Source organism: Nocardioides alkalitolerans DSM 16699 (assembly GCF_000426525.1).
GTDB lineage: Bacteria > Actinomycetota > Actinomycetes > Propionibacteriales > Nocardioidaceae > Nocardioides > Nocardioides alkalitolerans.
The window spans coordinates 96719-114534 of sequence record NZ_AUFN01000010.1 but is presented as its reverse complement, the minus strand read 5'-3'; the positions used below and the strand labels follow the sequence as shown (position 1 = coordinate 114534).

Here is a 17816-nt window from a genome sequence, read left to right as displayed (position 1 = left end):
TCAGCGGGTCAGCGCGACGACCAGCACGACGACCAGGGCGACCAGCACGAGCCCGCCCACCACGAGGGCGGCCAGCGCCTGGCCCTGGAGGCCGCGCGACGGCGGTGGCGCGGGTGCGCCGCCTCGAGCGGGCGGGCGGCCGGAGGGGGAGGGGCGTCCGGGGGGCGCGGGCCGTACCGGGTGCGTCGGGTGCGAGGCGCTCGACCCCCGACGGGGCGGCTCGCCCGGTCGGCCGCCGGGCTGCTGCGGGAGGTCGCGACGACCCGCAGCGGCCGGTGGGGGCGGCAGCGTCCGGTGCTGGGGCGACGAGGGGTGGGAGGGCGACGACCCGCGCGGCGGCGGTCCCTGCGGGGCGCGGCGTGGCGGCGGCGGGGGGCCGACCGGCGGCTGTGGCCGGGGACGGGGGCCGACCGCGGCGCCGCTCGGGCGGGAGAGGTCCGGGCGCGAGCCGCCCGTGCCCGACGGCGACGACAGTCCGCCCGGTCGCCCGGCTGCCCCCGGGGTCGCCTTGACCAGCCGCAGGTCGGGCTGCGAGCGGGTGCGGTCGACGATCGCCCGCAGGTCACGGCGCACGGCCGCGGCGTCCGGGTAGCGCTCGGCCGGGTTCTTGGCCATCGAGCGGCGCAGGACCGCGTTCACGATGCGCGACGTCGGGTCGGTCTCGCGGAACTGCGGCACGGGCTCGCTCAGGTGCTGGAGGCCGACCTCGACGTCCGTCCCGCTGTACGGCGGGGCGCCCGCCAGGGAGGCCCACAGCACGCAGCCGAGCGCGTACACGTCGCTCGCCGGCGTCGCGGCCTCGCCTCGGCACCGCTCGGGCGCCATGTAGCCCATCGTGCCGGCGACCGAGCCGGCCACGGTGAGACCGGGCTGGCCGCCCTGGGCGATGCCGAAGTCGCAGAGGTAGGCGTGGAGCTCGCTCGACCGGTCGCGCAGCAGGACGTTGCTGGGCTTCACGTCGCGGTGGATGACGCCGGCCCGGTGGGCGTCGTACAGCGCCGCCGCGGTCTGGGCGACGACCTCGGCGGCCTCCCGCACGGGGAGCCCGCCCTCGGCCTGCTTGATCGCCTGCCCGAGGTCGCCGCCGGTGACGTACTGCGTGGCGATGTAGAGGCAGCCGTCGCGCTCGCCGTGGTCGTAGATGTGGATGATGTGGACCGAGTCGAGCCGCGCGAGCACGGTGGCCTCGCGGACGAAGCGCTCCTGGTAGTCGGCCTGCGCGGCGTACTGCGGGGAGAGCACCTTGAGCGCGACCGTGCGTCCCAGCCCGGACTGCTCGGCCGAGTAGACGACGCCCATGCCGCCCTGGCCGATCTGACCGGTGATGCGGTAGGCGCCGAACTCGTCGCCCACCTGCGGGAACTTCGCCACGTCCGGTCTCCTCCTCGCGCCTCGCCCCGTCTCGTGCGCTGCAGGGTCGAACGACCGTATCCCAACGGGGTCACCCCCAAACGCCGCCGACGACGCAGCGGCGAGGAGGTCAGTCGGCCCAGTCGAAGGTCGCGACGATGGAGCCGACCTCGGCGTCGGCCTCCTCGTCCGACGCCCACGTCGACTGGCTGATGGTGACCGTGTAGGCCATGCCGTCCTTGAGGGCGGTGAACTGCGTCAGGCGCATGTCGACGTCGGCGGCCGCCTGGAGGGTCGCGGTCACGAACGCGGCGTTGACCCCGTCGACGGCGAAGATGCCCTCGAGCAGGCCGTCGGTCGCGCCCGTCAGCTGCAGCTGGCGCAGGGTCTCGACGGCGACCTGGTTCATCGTCACGTCGGTGCCGATCTCGGACGCGATCGTGTTGATGTTGTTGTAGAAGTCGACGTCCACCTCGGTCGCGATGTACTGCGAGGAGTACTGCGGGTTCACCGGCTCGCTCTGCACCCAGCCCTGCGGCACCCGGTAGGTGAAGTCGCCCGCGTCGACGAGCGTGCCGTCGGCGGGGTCGGCCGTCGTGGCCGCGGGGAGCGGTCCGGCGAGCGGGCCCGCGCCGCCGGTCGTCGGCGCGTCGCTGGTCGGCTCGTCCGTCGGGTCGTCGGTCGGGTCGTCCGTGGGCTCGTCGGTGCTGGAGCCCGTGGTGTCGCTGGCGGCCTCGTCCGGGCGCGCCTCGTCGCCGGTGTCGTCGCCGCGGGTGAGGGCCACGCCCGTGACGACGCCACCGATGACGAGCACGGCCGCGACGGCGGCGGCGACCCACAGCGCCGTACGGCGTCGCGGCGGCCCGGCGGGCCCGCCCTGGACGGGGAAGGCGCCGGACCCCACGTGGCCCGACCCCGAGGAGAGAGGACCGTGGGGGCCCGTGCCGCCTCCCCAGGTGGACCCGCCCTGCGGGGCCGGCAGCGGCGGGACCGCCGGCATGACGGCGCCCGCGGTGCCGGAGTGGCCGGGCGCCCGGCCGGCCGCCGTCTGCTCCAGCCGGCGCAGGTCGGCCCGCATGGTGTCGGCGTCGGGGTAGCGGTCCTGCGGCGCCTTGGCCAGGGAGCGACGGAGCACGTGGTTGAGCAGCTGGGTGGCGGGGTCGTGGCCGGGCAGCTGCGGGACGGCCGCGTGGAGGTGCTGCATGCCGATCTCGACGTCGCTCCCGGCGTACGGTGCCGTGCCCCGCACCGCGGCGACGAGCACGCACCCGAGCGCGTAGAGGTCGCTGGCGGGCGTCGCGGCCTCGCCGCGGCAGCGCTCGGGGGAGAGGTAGGCGAGCGTGCCGGCGACCGAGCCCGGCACCGTCAGGTCGGCCTGCGCGCCCTGCGCGATGCCGAAGTCGCAGAGGTAGGCGAAGGGCTCCCCGCCGGCCGGCCGGAGGAGGATGTTCGTCGGCTTCACGTCGCGGTGGACGATGCCGACGCGGTGGGCGTCCGAGAGCGCCGAGGCCATCTGGCCCGTGACGGCGGCGGCCGCCGCGAGCGGCAGCGCGCCGTGGGTGCGCAGCAGCCGACCGAGGTCGCCGCCCGCGACGTACTGCGTCGCGATGAAGAGGCAACCGTCGTGCTCGCCGTGGTCGTAGACGTGGATCACGTGCGGCGAGTCGAGGTGCGCGAGCGCCGCGGCCTCCCGGATGAACCGCTCCCGGTAGTCGCCCTGCTGGGCGAACTGCGGTGCCAGCACCTTCAGGGCGACGGTGCGGTCGAGCCCCGTCTGCCGGGCGGCGAACACGACCCCCATGCCGCCCTGCCCGATCTCACCGGTGATCTCGTAGGCGCCGAAGGTGTCGCCGATCTGGGGGAAGTGCGCCACCTGGTCGATCTCCTCTGGGGTGCTGCGGGATGACCCCCGACGATAGCCGCGGCAATGCGGTCGACGCAGGGGGCAGATGTCTGGCACGGTGGATGCCCTGCCGAAAGGAGGCCCACACATGGCTGACGCAGCTGATCCACGAGCGGAACTGAAGGCCAAGATGCGCGAGGCGCTGGCCCGCAAGCAGGGCCACGACCACCCCGACGACTCCGTCGGGGGCTCGGGCAAGGCGCACGGCTCCGAGGTCGACGGCGGAGCCGCGCCGAAGGTGCACCGACGCAAGGCGGGGGGCGGCGGGTCCTGAGCGACCGCACCACCGCACGCACCACCGCACCGGGGGCCACGACCGACGCAGCGACGCCGGCCGTGGCCCTCGGTCGTTCGTCCGGGGGTCGGCAGGGTCGATCGCGGGGTTGGGTCGGTACTCGCTGGGTGGGCGTGGCATCATGGTCCGTGCGGCTCTTGACAGTCCCTGGCTCTGCCGCGCCCCGATGTCGTTGACGAGAGGTGTTCGTGGCTTCGAACGCACGCAAGAAGCTTCCCGCTGCAGTGCTCACGCACCCCGCAGTGACCGGCCTGGTCCAGCACGGATCGGCGTCCGGAGTGGTGACTCCTGACCAGGTCCGCGCGGCCAGCGAGGAAGCCGCGATCGAGCCGATCCACCTGAAGGCGCTGCTGGGCCACCTCAGCACCCTCGGCATCACGGTCGACATCGCCGCCGGCGCCCAGCGCGCCGTCGCCGCCACCTCGACGCGCAAGACGACGACCACGGCCCGCGCCAAGAAGGCGGCCGCCCCGGCGGCGAAGAAGGCCGCTCCCGCCAGGAAGGCTGCGGCGAAGGACGCCGACATCGACCCCGTCGACCTCGGCGAGGAGGTCGCGCTCGTCGCCGACGGCGCCGCCGCGGTCGAGGTCGTGGGTCCCGACGGCAAGAAGATCCTGCCGGACATCCCCGACGACCAGTTCGAGAAGGACGTCAAGGCGGACCCGACGATCAAGGAAGACGAGAAGCAGGCGTTCACCGTCTCGGCCGCCGACGACACGGACGAGCCCGAGCAGCAGGTCATGGTGGCCGGTGCCACCGCCGACCCGGTCAAGGACTACCTGAAGCAGATCGGCAAGGTCCCCCTCCTCAACGCCGAGATGGAGGTCGAGCTCGCCAAGCGCATCGAGGCCGGCCTCTTCGCCGACGAGAAGGTCGCCAAGGGCGGCAAGATCACGGCGAAGGTCGCCGAGGAGCTCGAGTGGATCTCGGAGGACGGCCGCCGCGCCAAGAACCACCTCCTCGAGGCCAACCTGCGGCTCGTCGTCTCGCTCGCCAAGCGCTACACCGGTCGCGGCATGCTCTTCCTGGACCTGATCCAGGAGGGCAACCTCGGCCTGATCCGCGCGGTCGAGAAGTTCGACTACACCAAGGGCTACAAGTTCTCGACGTACGCGACGTGGTGGATCCGCCAGGCGATCACCCGCGCCATGGCCGACCAGGCCCGCACGATCCGCATCCCGGTGCACATGGTCGAGGTCATCAACAAGCTCGCGCGCGTGCAGCGGCAGATGCTCCAGGACCTGGGTCGGGAGCCCACGCCGGAGGAGCTCGCCAAGGAGCTCGACATGACCCCCGAGAAGGTCGTCGAGGTCCAGAAGTACGGCCGCGAGCCCATCTCGCTGCACACGCCCCTCGGCGAGGACGGCGACTCGGAGTTCGGTGACCTCATCGAGGACTCCGAGGCGATCGTGCCGGCCGACGCCGTCTCGTTCACGCTCCTCCAGGAGCAGCTGCACGCCGTGCTCGACACGCTCTCCGAGCGCGAGGCGGGCGTCGTCAGCATGCGGTTCGGCCTCACCGACGGCCAGCCGAAGACGCTCGACGAGATCGGCAAGGTGTACGGCGTGACGCGCGAGCGCATCCGTCAGATCGAGTCGAAGACGATGAGCAAGCTGCGTCACCCGTCGCGCTCGCAGGTCCTGCGCGACTACCTGGACTGAGCGAACCCGCTCCCCACGACGCCCCCGGTGCACCGCACCGGGGGCGTCGTCGCGTCGTACGGGGTCAGAGCCGGAAGGCGGCGACGACCCAGATCGAGACGGCCACCACTGCGAAGCTCGCCTCGATGGCGATGCTGAGCGCGACGGCCTTGAGGGCCGCGACGGTCGACGGGCGGGCGGCCTCGCGGCCGAGGCGGGAGACCTCCGCGGTGTACACGCCCAGGACGAAGCCGACGAACAGGCCGACGAACGGGATGACGAAGAACCCCACGAAGCCGACCAGCGCGCCGAGCAGGAGGGTCTGGTTGGGCACCCCGGCGGTCTTGAGCCGGCGGCCGGGCACGACGTACTGCAGCGTGGTGCCGATCGCCAGCACGGCGACCGCGGCGGCGAACCAGCCCCAGGCCGCACCTCCGGTCAGGGCGGCCCACGTCAGCAGGGTCCCGGCGATGAGCAGGGAGCCGGGAAGGATCGGCAGGACGATGCCGAGCAGCCCGACGAGCAGGAAGAGGGCAACGAGCGCGTCGGTCCAGGTCACGGGGTGATCCTCGCAGGTCCTGTCGTGCCCGGACGCACGACGACCCCGGACCAGGAGGTCCGGGGTCGTCGTGGGTGGTGCCGGTGGTGCGTGGTCAGCCCTCGTTGGAGGAGCCGGAGAGCTTGTGGGTCTCGTCCTGCACGTGGCTCGCGACCTCCTTGAGAGCGTCGCCGTGCTGGCGGGCGTGGTGGGCACAGAAAAGGAGCTCACCGCCGCTGCTGAGCTCGACACGCAGGTAGGCCTGGGCGCCGCAGCGGTCGCAACGGTCCGTCGCGGTCAGTGCCGCGGAGTTGGGGGCAACTGCAGTAGTCACATCGGCCTCATTTCTCTTCATCGGTGCCTTGCCCAACCTAGCGGCCGGGGAAAACATTCCCACGGTCCCCGGGTCGGGATGACCTGTCGATCCCATCACGACGTGCTGTACCCCGATGCCCCGACACCCAATCGTGAGACCGGGGTCGCGCCGTCGGGCTGCTGCCTGCGGCTGGTGGCTCCAGCCGTGCCCCGCTCCGTTGCGGGTCGTGCCGTACGAGCATCCTGGCCCCTCGACGGACGGACGTGTCGCATTTCCGGGCAAGTGATCGTCTTTCGTGTCGGGTTCGTGACCCCGGGCCCGACGGATTGGTCCGAGGTTCCCGGGGGCGCTGCCGCGGCGTTGTCCCCGCCCGCCGGTAGATTGCGGACGCAGGTCGCGCAGGCGTCGCGGCCGCCACGGCACGCACCGCACGAGGAGCACTCCCATCGACACGGCCTACAACGCAGCCAACCTCCTGGTCCTCGAGGGCCTGGAGGCCGTCCGCAAGCGTCCGGGCATGTACATCGGCTCCACCGACACCCGGGGCCTGATGCACTGCGTCTGGGAGATCATCGACAACGGCGTCGACGAGGCCCTCGGTGGCCACGCGAGCCGCATCGAGGTGACGATCCACGCCGACGACTCCGTCGAGGTGCACGACGACGGGCGCGGCATCCCGGTCGACAAGGAGCCCAAGACGGGCCTGCCCGGCGTCGAGGTCGTCTACACGAAGCTGCACGCCGGCGGAAAGTTCGGCGGCGGCTCGTACGCGGCCTCGGGCGGCCTGCACGGCGTCGGCGCCTCCGTGGTCAACGCGCTCTCGTCGCGGCTCGACGTCGACATCGAGCGTCCGCCCGCGCTGCAGGGCATGTCCTTCCGGCGGGGAGTCCCCGGTGTCTTCACCGGCGACGGGCCCGCGGCCGAGTTCGAGGTCCGGTCGGGCCTGACCCGGCGCGGCTCCCGCGTCACCGCGAAGTCGCCGACGGGCACGCGGGTGCGGTTCTGGCCCGACCGCCAGATCTTCACGAAGGACGCGGCGTTCGTCTACGACGACCTCGTGGTGCGCGCCCGCCAGACCGCCTTCATCGTCCCGGGCCTGCAGCTGGTGATCCGCGACCTGCGCGGTGACGAGCCGCGGGAGGAGACGTTCCTCCACGACGGCGGCATCGCCGAGTACGTCGACTTCCTCGCCGACGGTGAGCCGGTCACCGACATCCTCCGGCTCCGGGGCACCGACACCTTCACCGAGACGGTCCCGGTGCTCGACGCCAAGGGCCACATGACACCCCAGGACGTGGAGCGCGAGCTCGTCGTCGACGTGGCCGCGCGCTGGGGCACGGGCTACGACACCGTGCTCCGCTCCTACGTCAACGTCATCGCCACGCCCAAGGGCGGCACCCACGTCAGCGGTTTCGAGCAGGCGGTCACCCGCACCTTCAACGAGGTGCTGCGCACCACCAAGGCGCTCAAGCAGGGCGACACCGACGTCATCAAGGACGACGTGCTCGAGGGCCTGACCACCGTCGTCACGGTGCGCCTCGCCGAGCCCCAGTTCGAGGGCCAGACGAAGGAGATCCTCGGCACGCCCGCAGCCCGCGGGATCGTGCGCAAGGTCGTGGCGCGCGAGCTCAAGGAGTTCCTCACCAGCACCAAGAAGGCCGAGAAGGCCCAGGCGAAGCTGGTGATGGAGAAGGTGGTCGGAGCGTCCAAGACCCGCCTCGCCGCCCGTCAGCACAAGGAGACCCAGCGCCGCAAGAACGCGCTCGAGTCCTCCGCCCTGCCCGCGAAGCTCGCCGACTGCCGCTCGACCGACACCGAGCGCAGCGAGCTGTTCATCGTCGAGGGCGACTCCGCGCTGGGCACGGCGAAGCTGGCGCGCAACTCGGAGTTCCAGGCCCTGTTGCCCATCCGCGGAAAGATCCTCAACGTGCAGAAGGCCTCGGTGGCCGACATGCTCAAGAACGCCGAGTGCGCCTCGATCATCCAGGTCGTCGGCGCCGGCACCGGCCGGTCGTTCGAGCTGGACGCCGCCCGCTACGGCCGCATCATCTTCATGGCGGACGCCGACTCCGACGGTGCCCACATCCGGTGCCTGCTCGCGACGCTGTTCTTCCGCTACATGCCCGACCTCATCACGGCAGGCCGGGTGTTCTCGGCCGTGCCGCCGCTGCACCGCATCGAGCTCTCCAACCCGCGCAAGGGCATGGAGAAGTACGTCTACACCTACTCCGACGCCGAGCTGCAGCGGAAGCTGGCCGAGCTCAAGCGCAAGAACCTGCGGTGGAAGGACCCGGTGCAGCGCTACAAGGGCCTCGGCGAGATGGACGCCCAGCAGCTGGCCGAGACGACGATGGACCCCCGCCACCGCACGCTGCGGCGGCTCACCGTCGACGACGCCGTCGACGCCTCGTCGGTCTTCGAGCTGCTGATGGGCTCCGACGTCGCCCCCCGCAAGGAGTTCATCGTCGCGGGCAGCTACAGCGTCGACCGCGACGCGATCGACGTCTGACCGAGGGGCACGCGCCCGGGTCGCCCACGTGAGCGGAGTCGCTCCGACGCTGGTCCGCGGACCCTCCGGGAGTGTGTGATCCTGGGTCGGTGGTCGAGGAGAAGAGCTTTCTGTTCGGGGACGTCGAGGAGCCGGGAGACGGCTACGACGAGCCCGAGGTCGACGACGGGTTCGACGATCCCACCGACGACGACCGGGGGACGTCGCGGCGCCAGTGGATCATCCTGGCGGCTGGCTTCGTCGCCTTCCTGGTCGTGGTCGTCGGAGCCGTCGTGCTGGTGCGGGCCGCCTTCGAGCCGTCGGAGGGCGAGCCCGTGGGCTGGCGCGACCCGGTGGTCGACGGCTCGTCGGTGACCGTGTCGTGGGACGCCCAGCCGTGCGCGGCCCCGGGCGACCACACCGTGCGGGAGACGGACGACGAGGTCGTCATCACCGTGCGCGAGGTGCCCAAGCCGACCCTCTGCTCGTCGCCCGGTCGGGTCGAGCAGGCGACGTTCGATCTCGACGACCTCCTGGGCGACCGCGAGCTGCTCGACGGGTCCCGCTGACCTGACGTCGACTGGGACGCGCCCGACGCCCGGCGCGGCTCGCCGGGGCGTCAGAAGGCTCGCCGGGTCGTCCTCCGGATGGTGGTCCGGGGTGCACGGTCCGTAGGACGTCCCGATGCGGCTGAGGCGGTTCCGGACGGCTCGGGCGGGACGTCATCCGAACGGTGGCGTCGGGGCCCCGGTCCGGATGACGTCGCGGTCGGGTCCGGCCGCGGGCCGACCCGCCCCCGTCGACTCAGACGAAGGGCTCGAGCAGGCCGCTGTCGACGTCGTAGATGAAGCCGCCGACCTCGACGGTCGCCGGGATGAGCGGGTGCGACTGCACCTTGTGCACGTCCTCGGCGAGGCTCGCCTGCTGGTCGCGCACGACGTGGAACGTCTGCCAGGCCGCGTCGACCCCGGCGGACTCGGCGACGCGGGCACGCAGCTCCTCCTCGCTGTTCGAGGCGACGGCGCAGCGGGTGTGCGGCACCACGAGGATGCGCTGCACGTTCAGCAGGTGGACGCCCATCACGAGCGCCTCGAGCGCCTGGGGCGTCACCCGACCGCCGGGGTTGCGGAAGATCTTCGCGTCGCCCGCCTTCAGGCCGACCATGGCCAGGGGGTCGATCCGGCTGTCCATGCACGTCACGATGGCGACGCCCGCGTGGGCGATGCCGTCGAAGCCGCCGAGGGCGAAGGTCTCGGAGAAGGCACGGTTGGACTCGAGGAGATCGTCGAAGGCGCTCACGGATCGCAAGATAACCGACGTGGTCGGGGGCGTGCCCGGGTGGTTCACCCGATGAGCAGGCCCGGGCGCTGGCTGCCGCGTGTCGGCGCGCCCCGGAACAGGGCCACGGCCAGGAGCGCCGCGACGAGGGCGCAGACGGCCGCCCCGGCGAAGACGACCTGCTCCTGCGTGAGCGCGGCGTCGAGCAGCAGGGCGTTGTACTCCTTGCACGTGCCCTCGTCGCCGCACACCTCGCCGACCAGCGGGAGCCCGTCGCGTTCCCGGTAGAACGCGCGCAGCCCGAGCGAGGTCAGGGCGGAGATCCCGACGAGCATGCCGACCATCCGGGCGACCACGACGAGGGCGGACGCCAGCCCGTGGACGTCGTCGTCGGTGGTCGCGAGCACGGCGGCGTTGATCGGTGCCAGCGCGAGCCCGAACCCGAGGCCGGCCAGGAGCAGGGGCACGTTGGCGACCAGGCCGTCGAGCGCCTCGGCGTCCCAGGTGGACATCCAGGCGAACCCGCCGGCGGTGAGCAGCATGCCGACCCCGGCGACGGGGCCCGCGTCGTACCGGCGCAGCAGCCAGCCACCGGCCACGGCCCCGACGGGCAGGGCGACGAGGAACCGGACCAGCACGAGCGAGGCCAGCACCTGCGAGTCCGGGTAGGTCGTGGTGCGCGCGAACAGCGGGATCGCCACGACCGCGGCGATCAGGGCCGCGCCGACGAAGAGGCTGACCAGGAGGCCGCCCCAGGCGGGCCGGGCGCGCAGCGCGGTACGGGGGAGCAGGGGCGCCGAGGCGCGGCGCAGGTGGACGACGAGCAGCACGGTGGCGACGGCGGAGCCCACGAGGTACCAGTGGCCCTGGTCGGAGAACACCTGCACCTCGGGGTCGCCGGTGCCGAACGCCAGGATGACGCCGCCGAGGGCGACGGCGAGGAGCGCGGCGCCCGGCAGGTCGGCCGCGGCGAGGGCACGACCCCACCGGCGCAGGTCCAGAAGCGGACGGGTGGCCGCGACCGACCACACGAGCAGGGCGGCCAGGGCGGCGAGCGTCAGCAGGCCGACGGGGGACGCCCAGCGGTTCGTGCCAGCGTACGAGATGAAGAGCTGGCCCCAGACCAGGTCCCGCAGCAGCGCCGGGGGCCGCAGGAACGTGAGCGCGCCGGCCACCGTCACGACGAGGAGGAGCAGCCAGGAGAGGACGTCGGGCGAGCGCCGCGGTGGGGGTGCGGCCTCCGCGACCTCGGGCGCCGCCGAGCGGCGGGAGAGCACGCGCACGGCGACGAGCAGGACGAGACCGGCGACGAGGTTGAGGGCGAAGATCCCGCGCCAGGTGGCGACCGCGAGCACGCCGGCGCCGAGGACCGGGCCGAGCACGCTGCCCAGCTCCTGCACGGCGGACACGAGACCGAGCGGCAGGCCGCGGCGCTCCACGGGGAAGAGGTCGGCGACCAGGGCCATGGTGGCCGGGATGAGCCCGCCGCCGCCCACGCCCTGGAGGAAGCGGCCGCCCACCATCGTGGGCAGGTCGTAGGCCAGCGCGGTGAGGCCCGAGCCGACCGCGAAGACGACCAGCGACATGAGCAGCACCGGCACGCGGCCCTGCAGGTCGGCGACGCGCCCGATGAGGGGGAGCATCGCGACGTACCCGAGCAGGAAGCCCGAGATGATCGGCGCGGCCCGCTGGAGCTCGACGGTCTCGATGCCCGCGGCCGCGCTCATCTCGGGCAGGGCGAGCACGACGACGTACGTGTCGGCCGCCGCGATCGCGACGGCGACGGCCGCGAGCGCGAGGAGGGCGCGGTCGGCCGGCGCGAGCCTCACGGCTCGACGATCTCGATGGTCTCGCCGTAGTCGGCGAACGTGACGACGTACGTCATGTCGTCCTCGTCCGGGTAGAACGCCCCGCTGAGCCGGGCCTCGCGCAGGAAGCCGTCGTCGTCGATGAGGTAGGTGGTGTCGAACTCGCCGTCCTGGGCGCCCGGGATCAGGGTGCGCACGGTCTCGGCGGGCAGCGTGCCCGAGTACGGCGTGAGCACCAGCGAGCCGTCGGACTCGTCGCGCTGCGCCTCGCCGACCTCGACGTCGTCGAGCGCGGTGAGGAACCCGGAGATGCCGGCGTCGGGGTCGAGGAGGGTGCTCGGGTCCGGGGCGTTGAACTGGTCCGGCTCGATCGGCGTCCAGTCCGGGAAGATCACGGCGCCCTTGACGTACGTCGTGCCGTCGACGGCGATGACGTCGGCGGTCGCGGCGAAGCCGGAGGCGCGCACGGAGATCTCACCGGAGAACGAGGCGGGCCGCACGGCGGTGCCGTCGGCGCTCACCAGGCCCGTCTGGAGGTCCTCCGGGATGTCCTCGGCGGTGATGGCGATCTTGACGCCCTCGGTCTCGTCGAGGTTGGCCTTCGCGTCCTTCAGCACGTCCTCGGGCTCCGCGGCGGGCCGCGAGAAGTCGAGATCGGGCCCGAAGTCGTCCCGCGTCAGGCTGAGGACGACGAACGCCACGACGACGAGCACGACGACCGCGACGAGGCCGACCAGCCAGGGGCGACGGCGGCGGGGAGCCGGGGCGTCGTCGGCTCCGGGCTGGGGGTTCTCCATGGCGGTCAGCCTTCCACATCGGAGGTCGGCGGCACGGGCGTTCCTGCGGGGCCGTCACCGGCCGTCGTCGTGCCCACGACCAGGGCGACCACGGGGGAGCCCACGGCCACCACCGGCTGGGCCAGCGGCACGCCCGAGCCGTCGCGGCGCCCGTCGGCGTCGGGCAGCTCGACGGGGGCGCCGGAACCGGCCGCGGCCCGGGCCGGACCCGGCCCGGCCCAGGCGAGGAGCAGCGTGTCCTCGCCCTTGAGGAAGCGGTGGCAGCGGACGCCGCCCGTCGCGCGCCCCTTGGCGGGGTACTCCGAGAAGGGCGTCACCTTCGCGGCGCCGACCTGGGTGCCGGGCAGGGCCGTGGACGCGCCCGAGACCGTGACGACGACGGCCTCGTGGTCGTCGCGGCCGGGGGTGAACGCCCCGAAGTGCACGACCTGCTGGCCCGCCCCGAGCTTGATGCCGGCCATGCCGCCGCCGGCCCGCCCCTGCGGACGCACCCCCGCGGCCGAGAAGTGGAGCAGCTGGGCGTCGGAGGAGACGAAGCACAGCTCCTCCTCGCCCGTCGTGAGCTCGACCGCGCCGACGACCTCGTCGCCGTCGGCCAGGCGCACGACCTCCCACTCGTCGCGGTTCGGCACCTCGGGGTTGACGCGCTTGACGACGCCCTGGCGGGTGCCGAGCGCGAGACCAGGTCCGTCGGTCGGCAGGGCCGTGAGGGCGAGCACCCGCTCGGTGCCCTGGAGCGCCACGAACTCGCTGACGGGGTGGCCGCCGCTGAGGTGCGGGTCGCTCGCCGTGTCGGGCAGCTGGGGCAGGTCGACCACGCCGAGGCGCACCACCCGGCCGTGCGTGGTGAGGACCCCGACCTCGCCGCGGGCGGTGGTGCGCACGACCGACGTGACGACGTCGTGCTGGGAGCGGCCCTCGCCGCTGCCGGGCGTCTGCGCCGTACGCGTGCGGGCCAGCAGCCCGCCGGAGGAGAGCAGCACGAGGCAGGGGTCGTCGGCGACCTCGAGCGGCACCGTCGCCGTGGCGGGCATGCCCGCCGACTCGAGGAGGACCGTGCGCCGCGGCGTGCCGTGCTCCCGGGCGATCTCGGCCAGCTCGTCGGAGACGACGGCGCGCAGGCGGGCCTCGTCGCCGAGGATCTCGTCGAGGTCCTCGATCGTGCGGCGCTTCTCGTCGGCCTCCTGCTCGATGTCGAGCTTGCTGAACCGGGTGAGCCGCCGCAGCTGCATCTCGAGGATGTAGTCGGCCTGGAGGAGGGAGAGGTCGAAGACCGTCATCAGGCGGCCGCGGGCGGCCCCGGTGTCGTCGCTCGTGCGGATCACCTGGATGACCTCGTCGATGTCGACGAGGGCGAGCAGGAGCCCCTCCAGGAGGTGCAGGCGCTCGGCGGCCTTGCGGCGGCGGAAGGCCGAGCGGCGGCGCACCACGTCGTACCGGTGGGCGAGGAAGACCGTCAGCATCTCCTTGAGCCCCAGGGTGCGGGGCTGGCCCTCGACGAGCGCGACCGCGTTGATGCCGAAGGAGTCCTCCATCGGCGTCTGCTTGTAGAGCTGCTCCAGGAGGGCCTCGGGGTTGATGCCGTTCTTGATCTCGATGACCAGGTTGAGGCCCTTCTCCCGGTCGGTGAGGTCCTTGATGTCGGAGATGCCCACGAGCTTCTTCGACAGCACCAGGTCCTTGATGCGGGCCACGACCTTCTCGGTGCCCACGCCGTACGGCAGCTCGGTGACGACGATGCCCTTGCGCCGCCCGATCGTCTCGATGCGTGCCGTGGCCCGCATCTTGAAGGAGCCGCGCCCGGTCTCGTAGGCGTCGCGGATGCCGTCGAGGCCCACGATCTTGCCGCCGGTGGGCAGGTCGGGGCCGGGGATGAAGCGCATCAGGTCGTCGATGCCGGCCGCCGGGTCCGTGATGAGGTGCCGCAGCGCCTGCACGACCTCGACGAGGTTGTGGGGGGCGCAGTTCGTGGCCATGCCGACGGCGATGCCGGTCGTGCCGTTGACCACGAGCGTGGGGATCGCCGCGGGCAGCACGGCGGGCTCGAGCTCGCGGGAGTCGTAGTTCGGCCGGAAGTCGACCGTCTCCTCGTCGATCGACGCGGTCATCGCGACCGCGGCGGGCGCCATCCGGCACTCCGTGTAGCGCATGGCGGCCGGCGGGTCGTCGGGGGAGCCGAAGTTGCCGTGACCGTCGATCATCGGCACGCGTACGGCGAACGGCTGCGCCTGGCGCACCAGGGCGTCGTAGATCGCGCCGTCGCCGTGCGGGTGGAGGCGGCCCATCACCTCGCCGACCACGCGGGCCGACTTCACGTGGCCCCGGTCGGGCCGCAGGCCCATGTCGTTCATCGTGTAGAGGATCCGGCGCTGCACGGGCTTGAGGCCGTCGCGCGCGTCGGGCAGCGCCCGGGAGTAGATGACGGAGTAGGCGTACTCCAGGAACGAGTTGCGCATCTCGTCGGAGACGTCGATGTCGAGGATGTTCTCCTCGACGTCGTCCGGCAGGGGTTCGGGGGTGCTACGACGGGCCATGGGGGCATTCTCGCCGAGGCCGGGCGCGCCGGTGCGCGGGGCACGCCGGACGGCTCCGGGCCCCGGGGGCACCGACCGGCTCCGGCGGCGGCGTGCAGACGGTAAGTTCGTGCCCGTGAGCACTCCGACCGTCGAGGTTCCCGAGCCCCCGCGCCACTGGGAGGCCGACGTCCTGCTCCGCGACGGCCGCACGGCGCACATCCGGCCGATCGGCCCCGGCGACGCCGACCTGCTCGTCGACTTCTACGCCCGGGTGTCCGACGAGTCGAAGTACTACCGCTTCTTCACGCCGATGCCCCGGCTCTCCGCGCGCGACGTGCTGCGCTTCACCAACGTCGACCACGTCAACCGGGTGGCGTTCGTGCTGACGGTGCGCGGCGACATGATCGCGGTGGGCCGCTACGACGCGGTCGAGCCCCGGCGCGCCGAGGTCGCCTTCCTCGTGCAGGACGACCACCAGGGCCGCGGCATCGCCCAGGTGCTCCTCGAGCACCTCGCCCAGGCGGGACGGGAGAACGGGCTCGAGGTGTTCACCGCCGACGTGCTGCCCGACAACGTCCGGATGATCCAGACCTTCCGCGACGCCGGCTACAAGATCGCGTCCGGCTTCGAGGACGGCGTCGTCACCCTCGAGTTCGACATCGACCCCACCGAGACTGCCATCGGCGTCATGCAGCAGCGGGAGCACCGCGCCGAGGCCGCCTCGATCGAGGCGTTCTTCGAGGCGCGCTCGGTCGCGATCATCGGCGCCAGCCGCCGTCAGGACACGATCGGCCGCACCCTGGTGCGCAACCTGGTGATGGGCGACTACACGGGCCGGGTGTACGTCGTGAACCCCTCGACCGAGGCGGTGGCGGGGCTCCCGTCGTACGCGTCGGTCGGCGACATCCCCGGCGAGGTCGACATCGCGATCGTGGCCGTGCCGGCCGAGGCGGTGCAGGACGTCGTGCTCGACTGCGCGGCCAAGGGCGTGCACGGGCTCATCGTCATCTCCTCGGGCTTCGCCGAGACCGGCGACGAGGGTCGGCAGCGCCAGCGCCGCCTCGTCGGGCTCGCCCGGTCCTACGGCCTGCGGCTCATCGGCCCCAACTGCCTCGGCGTCATCAACACCGACCCGGCCCACCAGCTCAACGCCTCCCTCTCGACGGTGATGCCGCCCCGCGGGCGCGCCGGCTTCTTCTGCCAGTCGGGTGCGCTCGGCTCGGCCATCCTCGAGAAGGTCAACAACCGCGGGCTCGGCCTCTCGACGTTCGTCTCCGCCGGCAACCGCGCCGACGTCTCGGGCAACGACCTCCTGCAGTACTGGGAGGAGGACGACCAGACCGAGGTCGTGCTGCTCTACCTGGAGTCCATCGGCAACCCGCGCAAGTTCTCCCGCATCACCCGCCGGGTCTCGCGGCGCAAGCCGATCGTGGCCGTGCGCTCGGGTCGCAACACCCAGGGCGTGCCGATGGGCCACGCGGTGCGCACGATCGGTGCCCCGCCGGAGGCCGTCGACGCGATGTTCGCCCAGTCGGGCGTCATCCAGGTCGACACGCTCGAGGAGATGTTCGACGTCGCCCAGCTGCTCGCGCACCAGCCGCTCCCGCGCGGCCGCCGCGTGGCCGTCGTCGGCAACTCCGACGCGCTGGGCCTGCTCGCCACCGACGCGGCGGTCTCCGTGGGCCTGGTCGTGAACAAGTCGATGCAGCTCGGCGCCGACGCGGGCGCCGAGGACTTCGAGGACGCGCTCGACGCGGCCATCGACGACCCGGACGTCGACGCCGTCGTGGCGGTCTACATCCCGCCGCTCAACGTGTCGGGGGAGGACGTCGCGAACGTGCTCGCCGCCGTCGGCGAGCAGTCCGACAAGCCGCTCGTCTCGACCTTCCTCGGCGCCGAGGGTGTGCCCGAGCTGCTCCGTGTGCCCGACGTGGCCGGCTCCACCGCCGGGCGCGGCTCGGTGCCGTCGTACCCCGCCGTCGAGGCCGCCGTGCGCGCGCTCGCCTGCGTGGTCGGCTACGCCGTGTGGCTGGGCAAGCAGGACGAGAGCGACGACGACGAGATCGACAGCCTCCCGGCCAAGCGCTTCGTGACCGAGCTGCTCCAGCGCCACCCCGACGGGCGCGTGCTGGAGTCGGGCGAGCTCGCCGAGCTGCTGGCCCTCTATGGCATCGACCTCTGGGCCGCCCAGCCCGTCACGTCGCGCGAGGAGGCGGTCGCCGCGGGCGAGAAGCTGGGCTGGGGCGTGGTGCTCAAGGCCACCGCCGAGCGGCTGCGGGAGCGCCCCGACCAGGCGCACGTGTGGCGCAACATCGACAACCGCGCGGAGATGGAGGACGCCTGGGCCTTCCTCGGCGACGTCATCTCCGACCCGGTCTCGGCCGGCTTCGTGGTGCAGAAGGTCGCGCCGCCCGGCGTGCCCGTCTCGATCGGGTCGCTCGAGGACCCGCTGTTCGGGCCCGTGATCTCGTTCGGCATCTCCGGACCGCTCACCGAGCTCCTGGGCGACCGCGCCTACCGGATCCCGCCGCTGAGCAAGGTCGACGCCGCCGAGATGGTGCGCGAGATCAAGAGCGCGCCGCTGCTGTTCGGCTACCGGGGCGGCGACGTGGCCGACGTCGAGGACGTCGAGCGGCTCGTGCGGCGGGTCGCCCAGCTGCAGAACGACCTCCCGCAGCTGCGCTCCCTCGACCTCTCGCTCGTGCTCGCCGGCGTCGACGGCGCCACGGTGCTGAGCGCCTCGGCCCGCGTCGAGCCGTCGGTCGACGCGCGGTCCGACTGGTTCGTGCGCCGGCTCAACGCGATGGTCGGCGACACGCTCCCGGACTGACCCCCGAGCCGGCAGTTCTGCAACGCCCCGGGACGCCGGGCGTCGCAGTCGAGCCCG

General features: G+C 72.9%; 13 protein-coding genes. 5 read left to right on the top strand and 8 right to left on the bottom strand.

Features of this window, described 5'->3' with window-relative positions:
• Together K329_RS31845 and K329_RS29200 are read right to left on the bottom strand one after the other, a co-directional pair.
• Positions 1–1371, bottom strand: coding sequence for a serine/threonine-protein kinase (locus tag K329_RS31845; RefSeq protein WP_052336226.1), 1371 nt, complete (start codon positions 1369–1371; stop codon positions 1–3).
• 109 nt (positions 1372–1480) lie between these two features.
• Positions 1481–3223, bottom strand: a complete 1743-nt coding sequence (locus K329_RS29200) for a serine/threonine-protein kinase (RefSeq protein ID WP_052336225.1) — start codon at positions 3221–3223, stop codon at positions 1481–1483.
• A gap of 118 nt (positions 3224–3341) precedes the next feature.
• Between K329_RS29200 and K329_RS0101255 the strand changes: the two genes are divergently transcribed.
• Together K329_RS0101255 and K329_RS0101250 are read left to right on the top strand one after the other, a co-directional pair.
• On the top strand, positions 3342–3527 hold the full coding sequence (locus K329_RS0101255; RefSeq protein ID WP_028471642.1) for a DUF5302 family protein: 186 nt from the start codon (positions 3342–3344) through the stop codon (positions 3525–3527).
• Positions 3528–3934: 407 nt separating this feature from the next.
• Complete coding sequence (locus K329_RS0101250) at positions 3935–5209, top strand: RNA polymerase sigma factor (protein ID WP_342665400.1); 1275 nt, start codon at positions 3935–3937, stop codon at positions 5207–5209.
• Positions 5210–5273: 64 nt separating this feature from the next.
• On the opposite strand, the gene K329_RS0101245 is transcribed toward K329_RS0101250, so the two are convergent.
• Together K329_RS0101245 and K329_RS0101240 are read right to left on the bottom strand one after the other, a co-directional pair.
• Positions 5274–5747: a DUF456 domain-containing protein gene (locus K329_RS0101245; protein WP_028471640.1), complete on the bottom strand. Its 474-nt coding sequence runs from the start codon at positions 5745–5747 to the stop codon at positions 5274–5276.
• A gap of 94 nt (positions 5748–5841) precedes the next feature.
• Positions 5842–6081, bottom strand: coding sequence for a DUF7455 domain-containing protein (locus K329_RS0101240; RefSeq protein ID WP_052336224.1), 240 nt, complete (start codon positions 6079–6081; stop codon positions 5842–5844).
• A gap of 310 nt (positions 6082–6391) precedes the next feature.
• Here K329_RS0101240 and K329_RS0101235 point away from each other — a divergent pair, with 310 nt between their 5' ends.
• Entirely contained in the window at positions 6392–8551 is a 2160-nt protein-coding gene (locus K329_RS0101235) for a DNA gyrase/topoisomerase IV subunit B (RefSeq protein WP_084540903.1), read from the top strand.
• A gap of 89 nt (positions 8552–8640) precedes the next feature.
• Positions 8641–9099, top strand: a complete 459-nt coding sequence (locus K329_RS0101230; RefSeq protein ID WP_028471637.1) for a hypothetical protein — start codon at positions 8641–8643, stop codon at positions 9097–9099.
• A 235-nt stretch (positions 9100–9334) separates the two neighbouring features.
• On the opposite strand, the gene K329_RS0101225 is transcribed toward K329_RS0101230, so the two are convergent.
• From K329_RS0101225 to K329_RS23770, 4 genes are read right to left on the bottom strand one after another with little or no spacing between them, the layout of a single operon-like run.
• The gene (locus K329_RS0101225; RefSeq protein ID WP_043641838.1) at positions 9335–9829 is read right to left on the bottom strand and encodes a beta-class carbonic anhydrase; all 495 of its coding nucleotides are present in this window, start codon (positions 9827–9829) and stop codon (positions 9335–9337) included.
• 44 nt (positions 9830–9873) lie between these two features.
• Complete coding sequence (locus K329_RS23775) at positions 9874–11637, bottom strand: MFS transporter (RefSeq protein WP_043641836.1); 1764 nt, start codon at positions 11635–11637, stop codon at positions 9874–9876.
• Positions 11634–12413 carry an LppX_LprAFG lipoprotein gene (locus tag K329_RS0101215; RefSeq protein WP_028471635.1) on the bottom strand — a complete coding sequence of 260 codons (780 nt, stop codon included), beginning with the start codon at positions 12411–12413 and terminating at the stop codon, positions 11634–11636. The genes K329_RS23775 and K329_RS0101215 overlap by 4 nt, the downstream gene beginning before the upstream one ends.
• A gap of 5 nt (positions 12414–12418) precedes the next feature.
• Complete coding sequence (locus K329_RS23770) at positions 12419–14947, bottom strand: DNA gyrase/topoisomerase IV subunit A (RefSeq protein ID WP_084540902.1); 2529 nt, start codon at positions 14945–14947, stop codon at positions 12419–12421.
• A gap of 115 nt (positions 14948–15062) precedes the next feature.
• Between K329_RS23770 and K329_RS0101205 the strand changes: the two genes are divergently transcribed.
• Complete coding sequence (locus tag K329_RS0101205) at positions 15063–17759, top strand: bifunctional acetate--CoA ligase family protein/GNAT family N-acetyltransferase (RefSeq protein ID WP_028471634.1); 2697 nt, start codon at positions 15063–15065, stop codon at positions 17757–17759.
• Positions 17760–17816 lie beyond the last annotated feature (57 nt).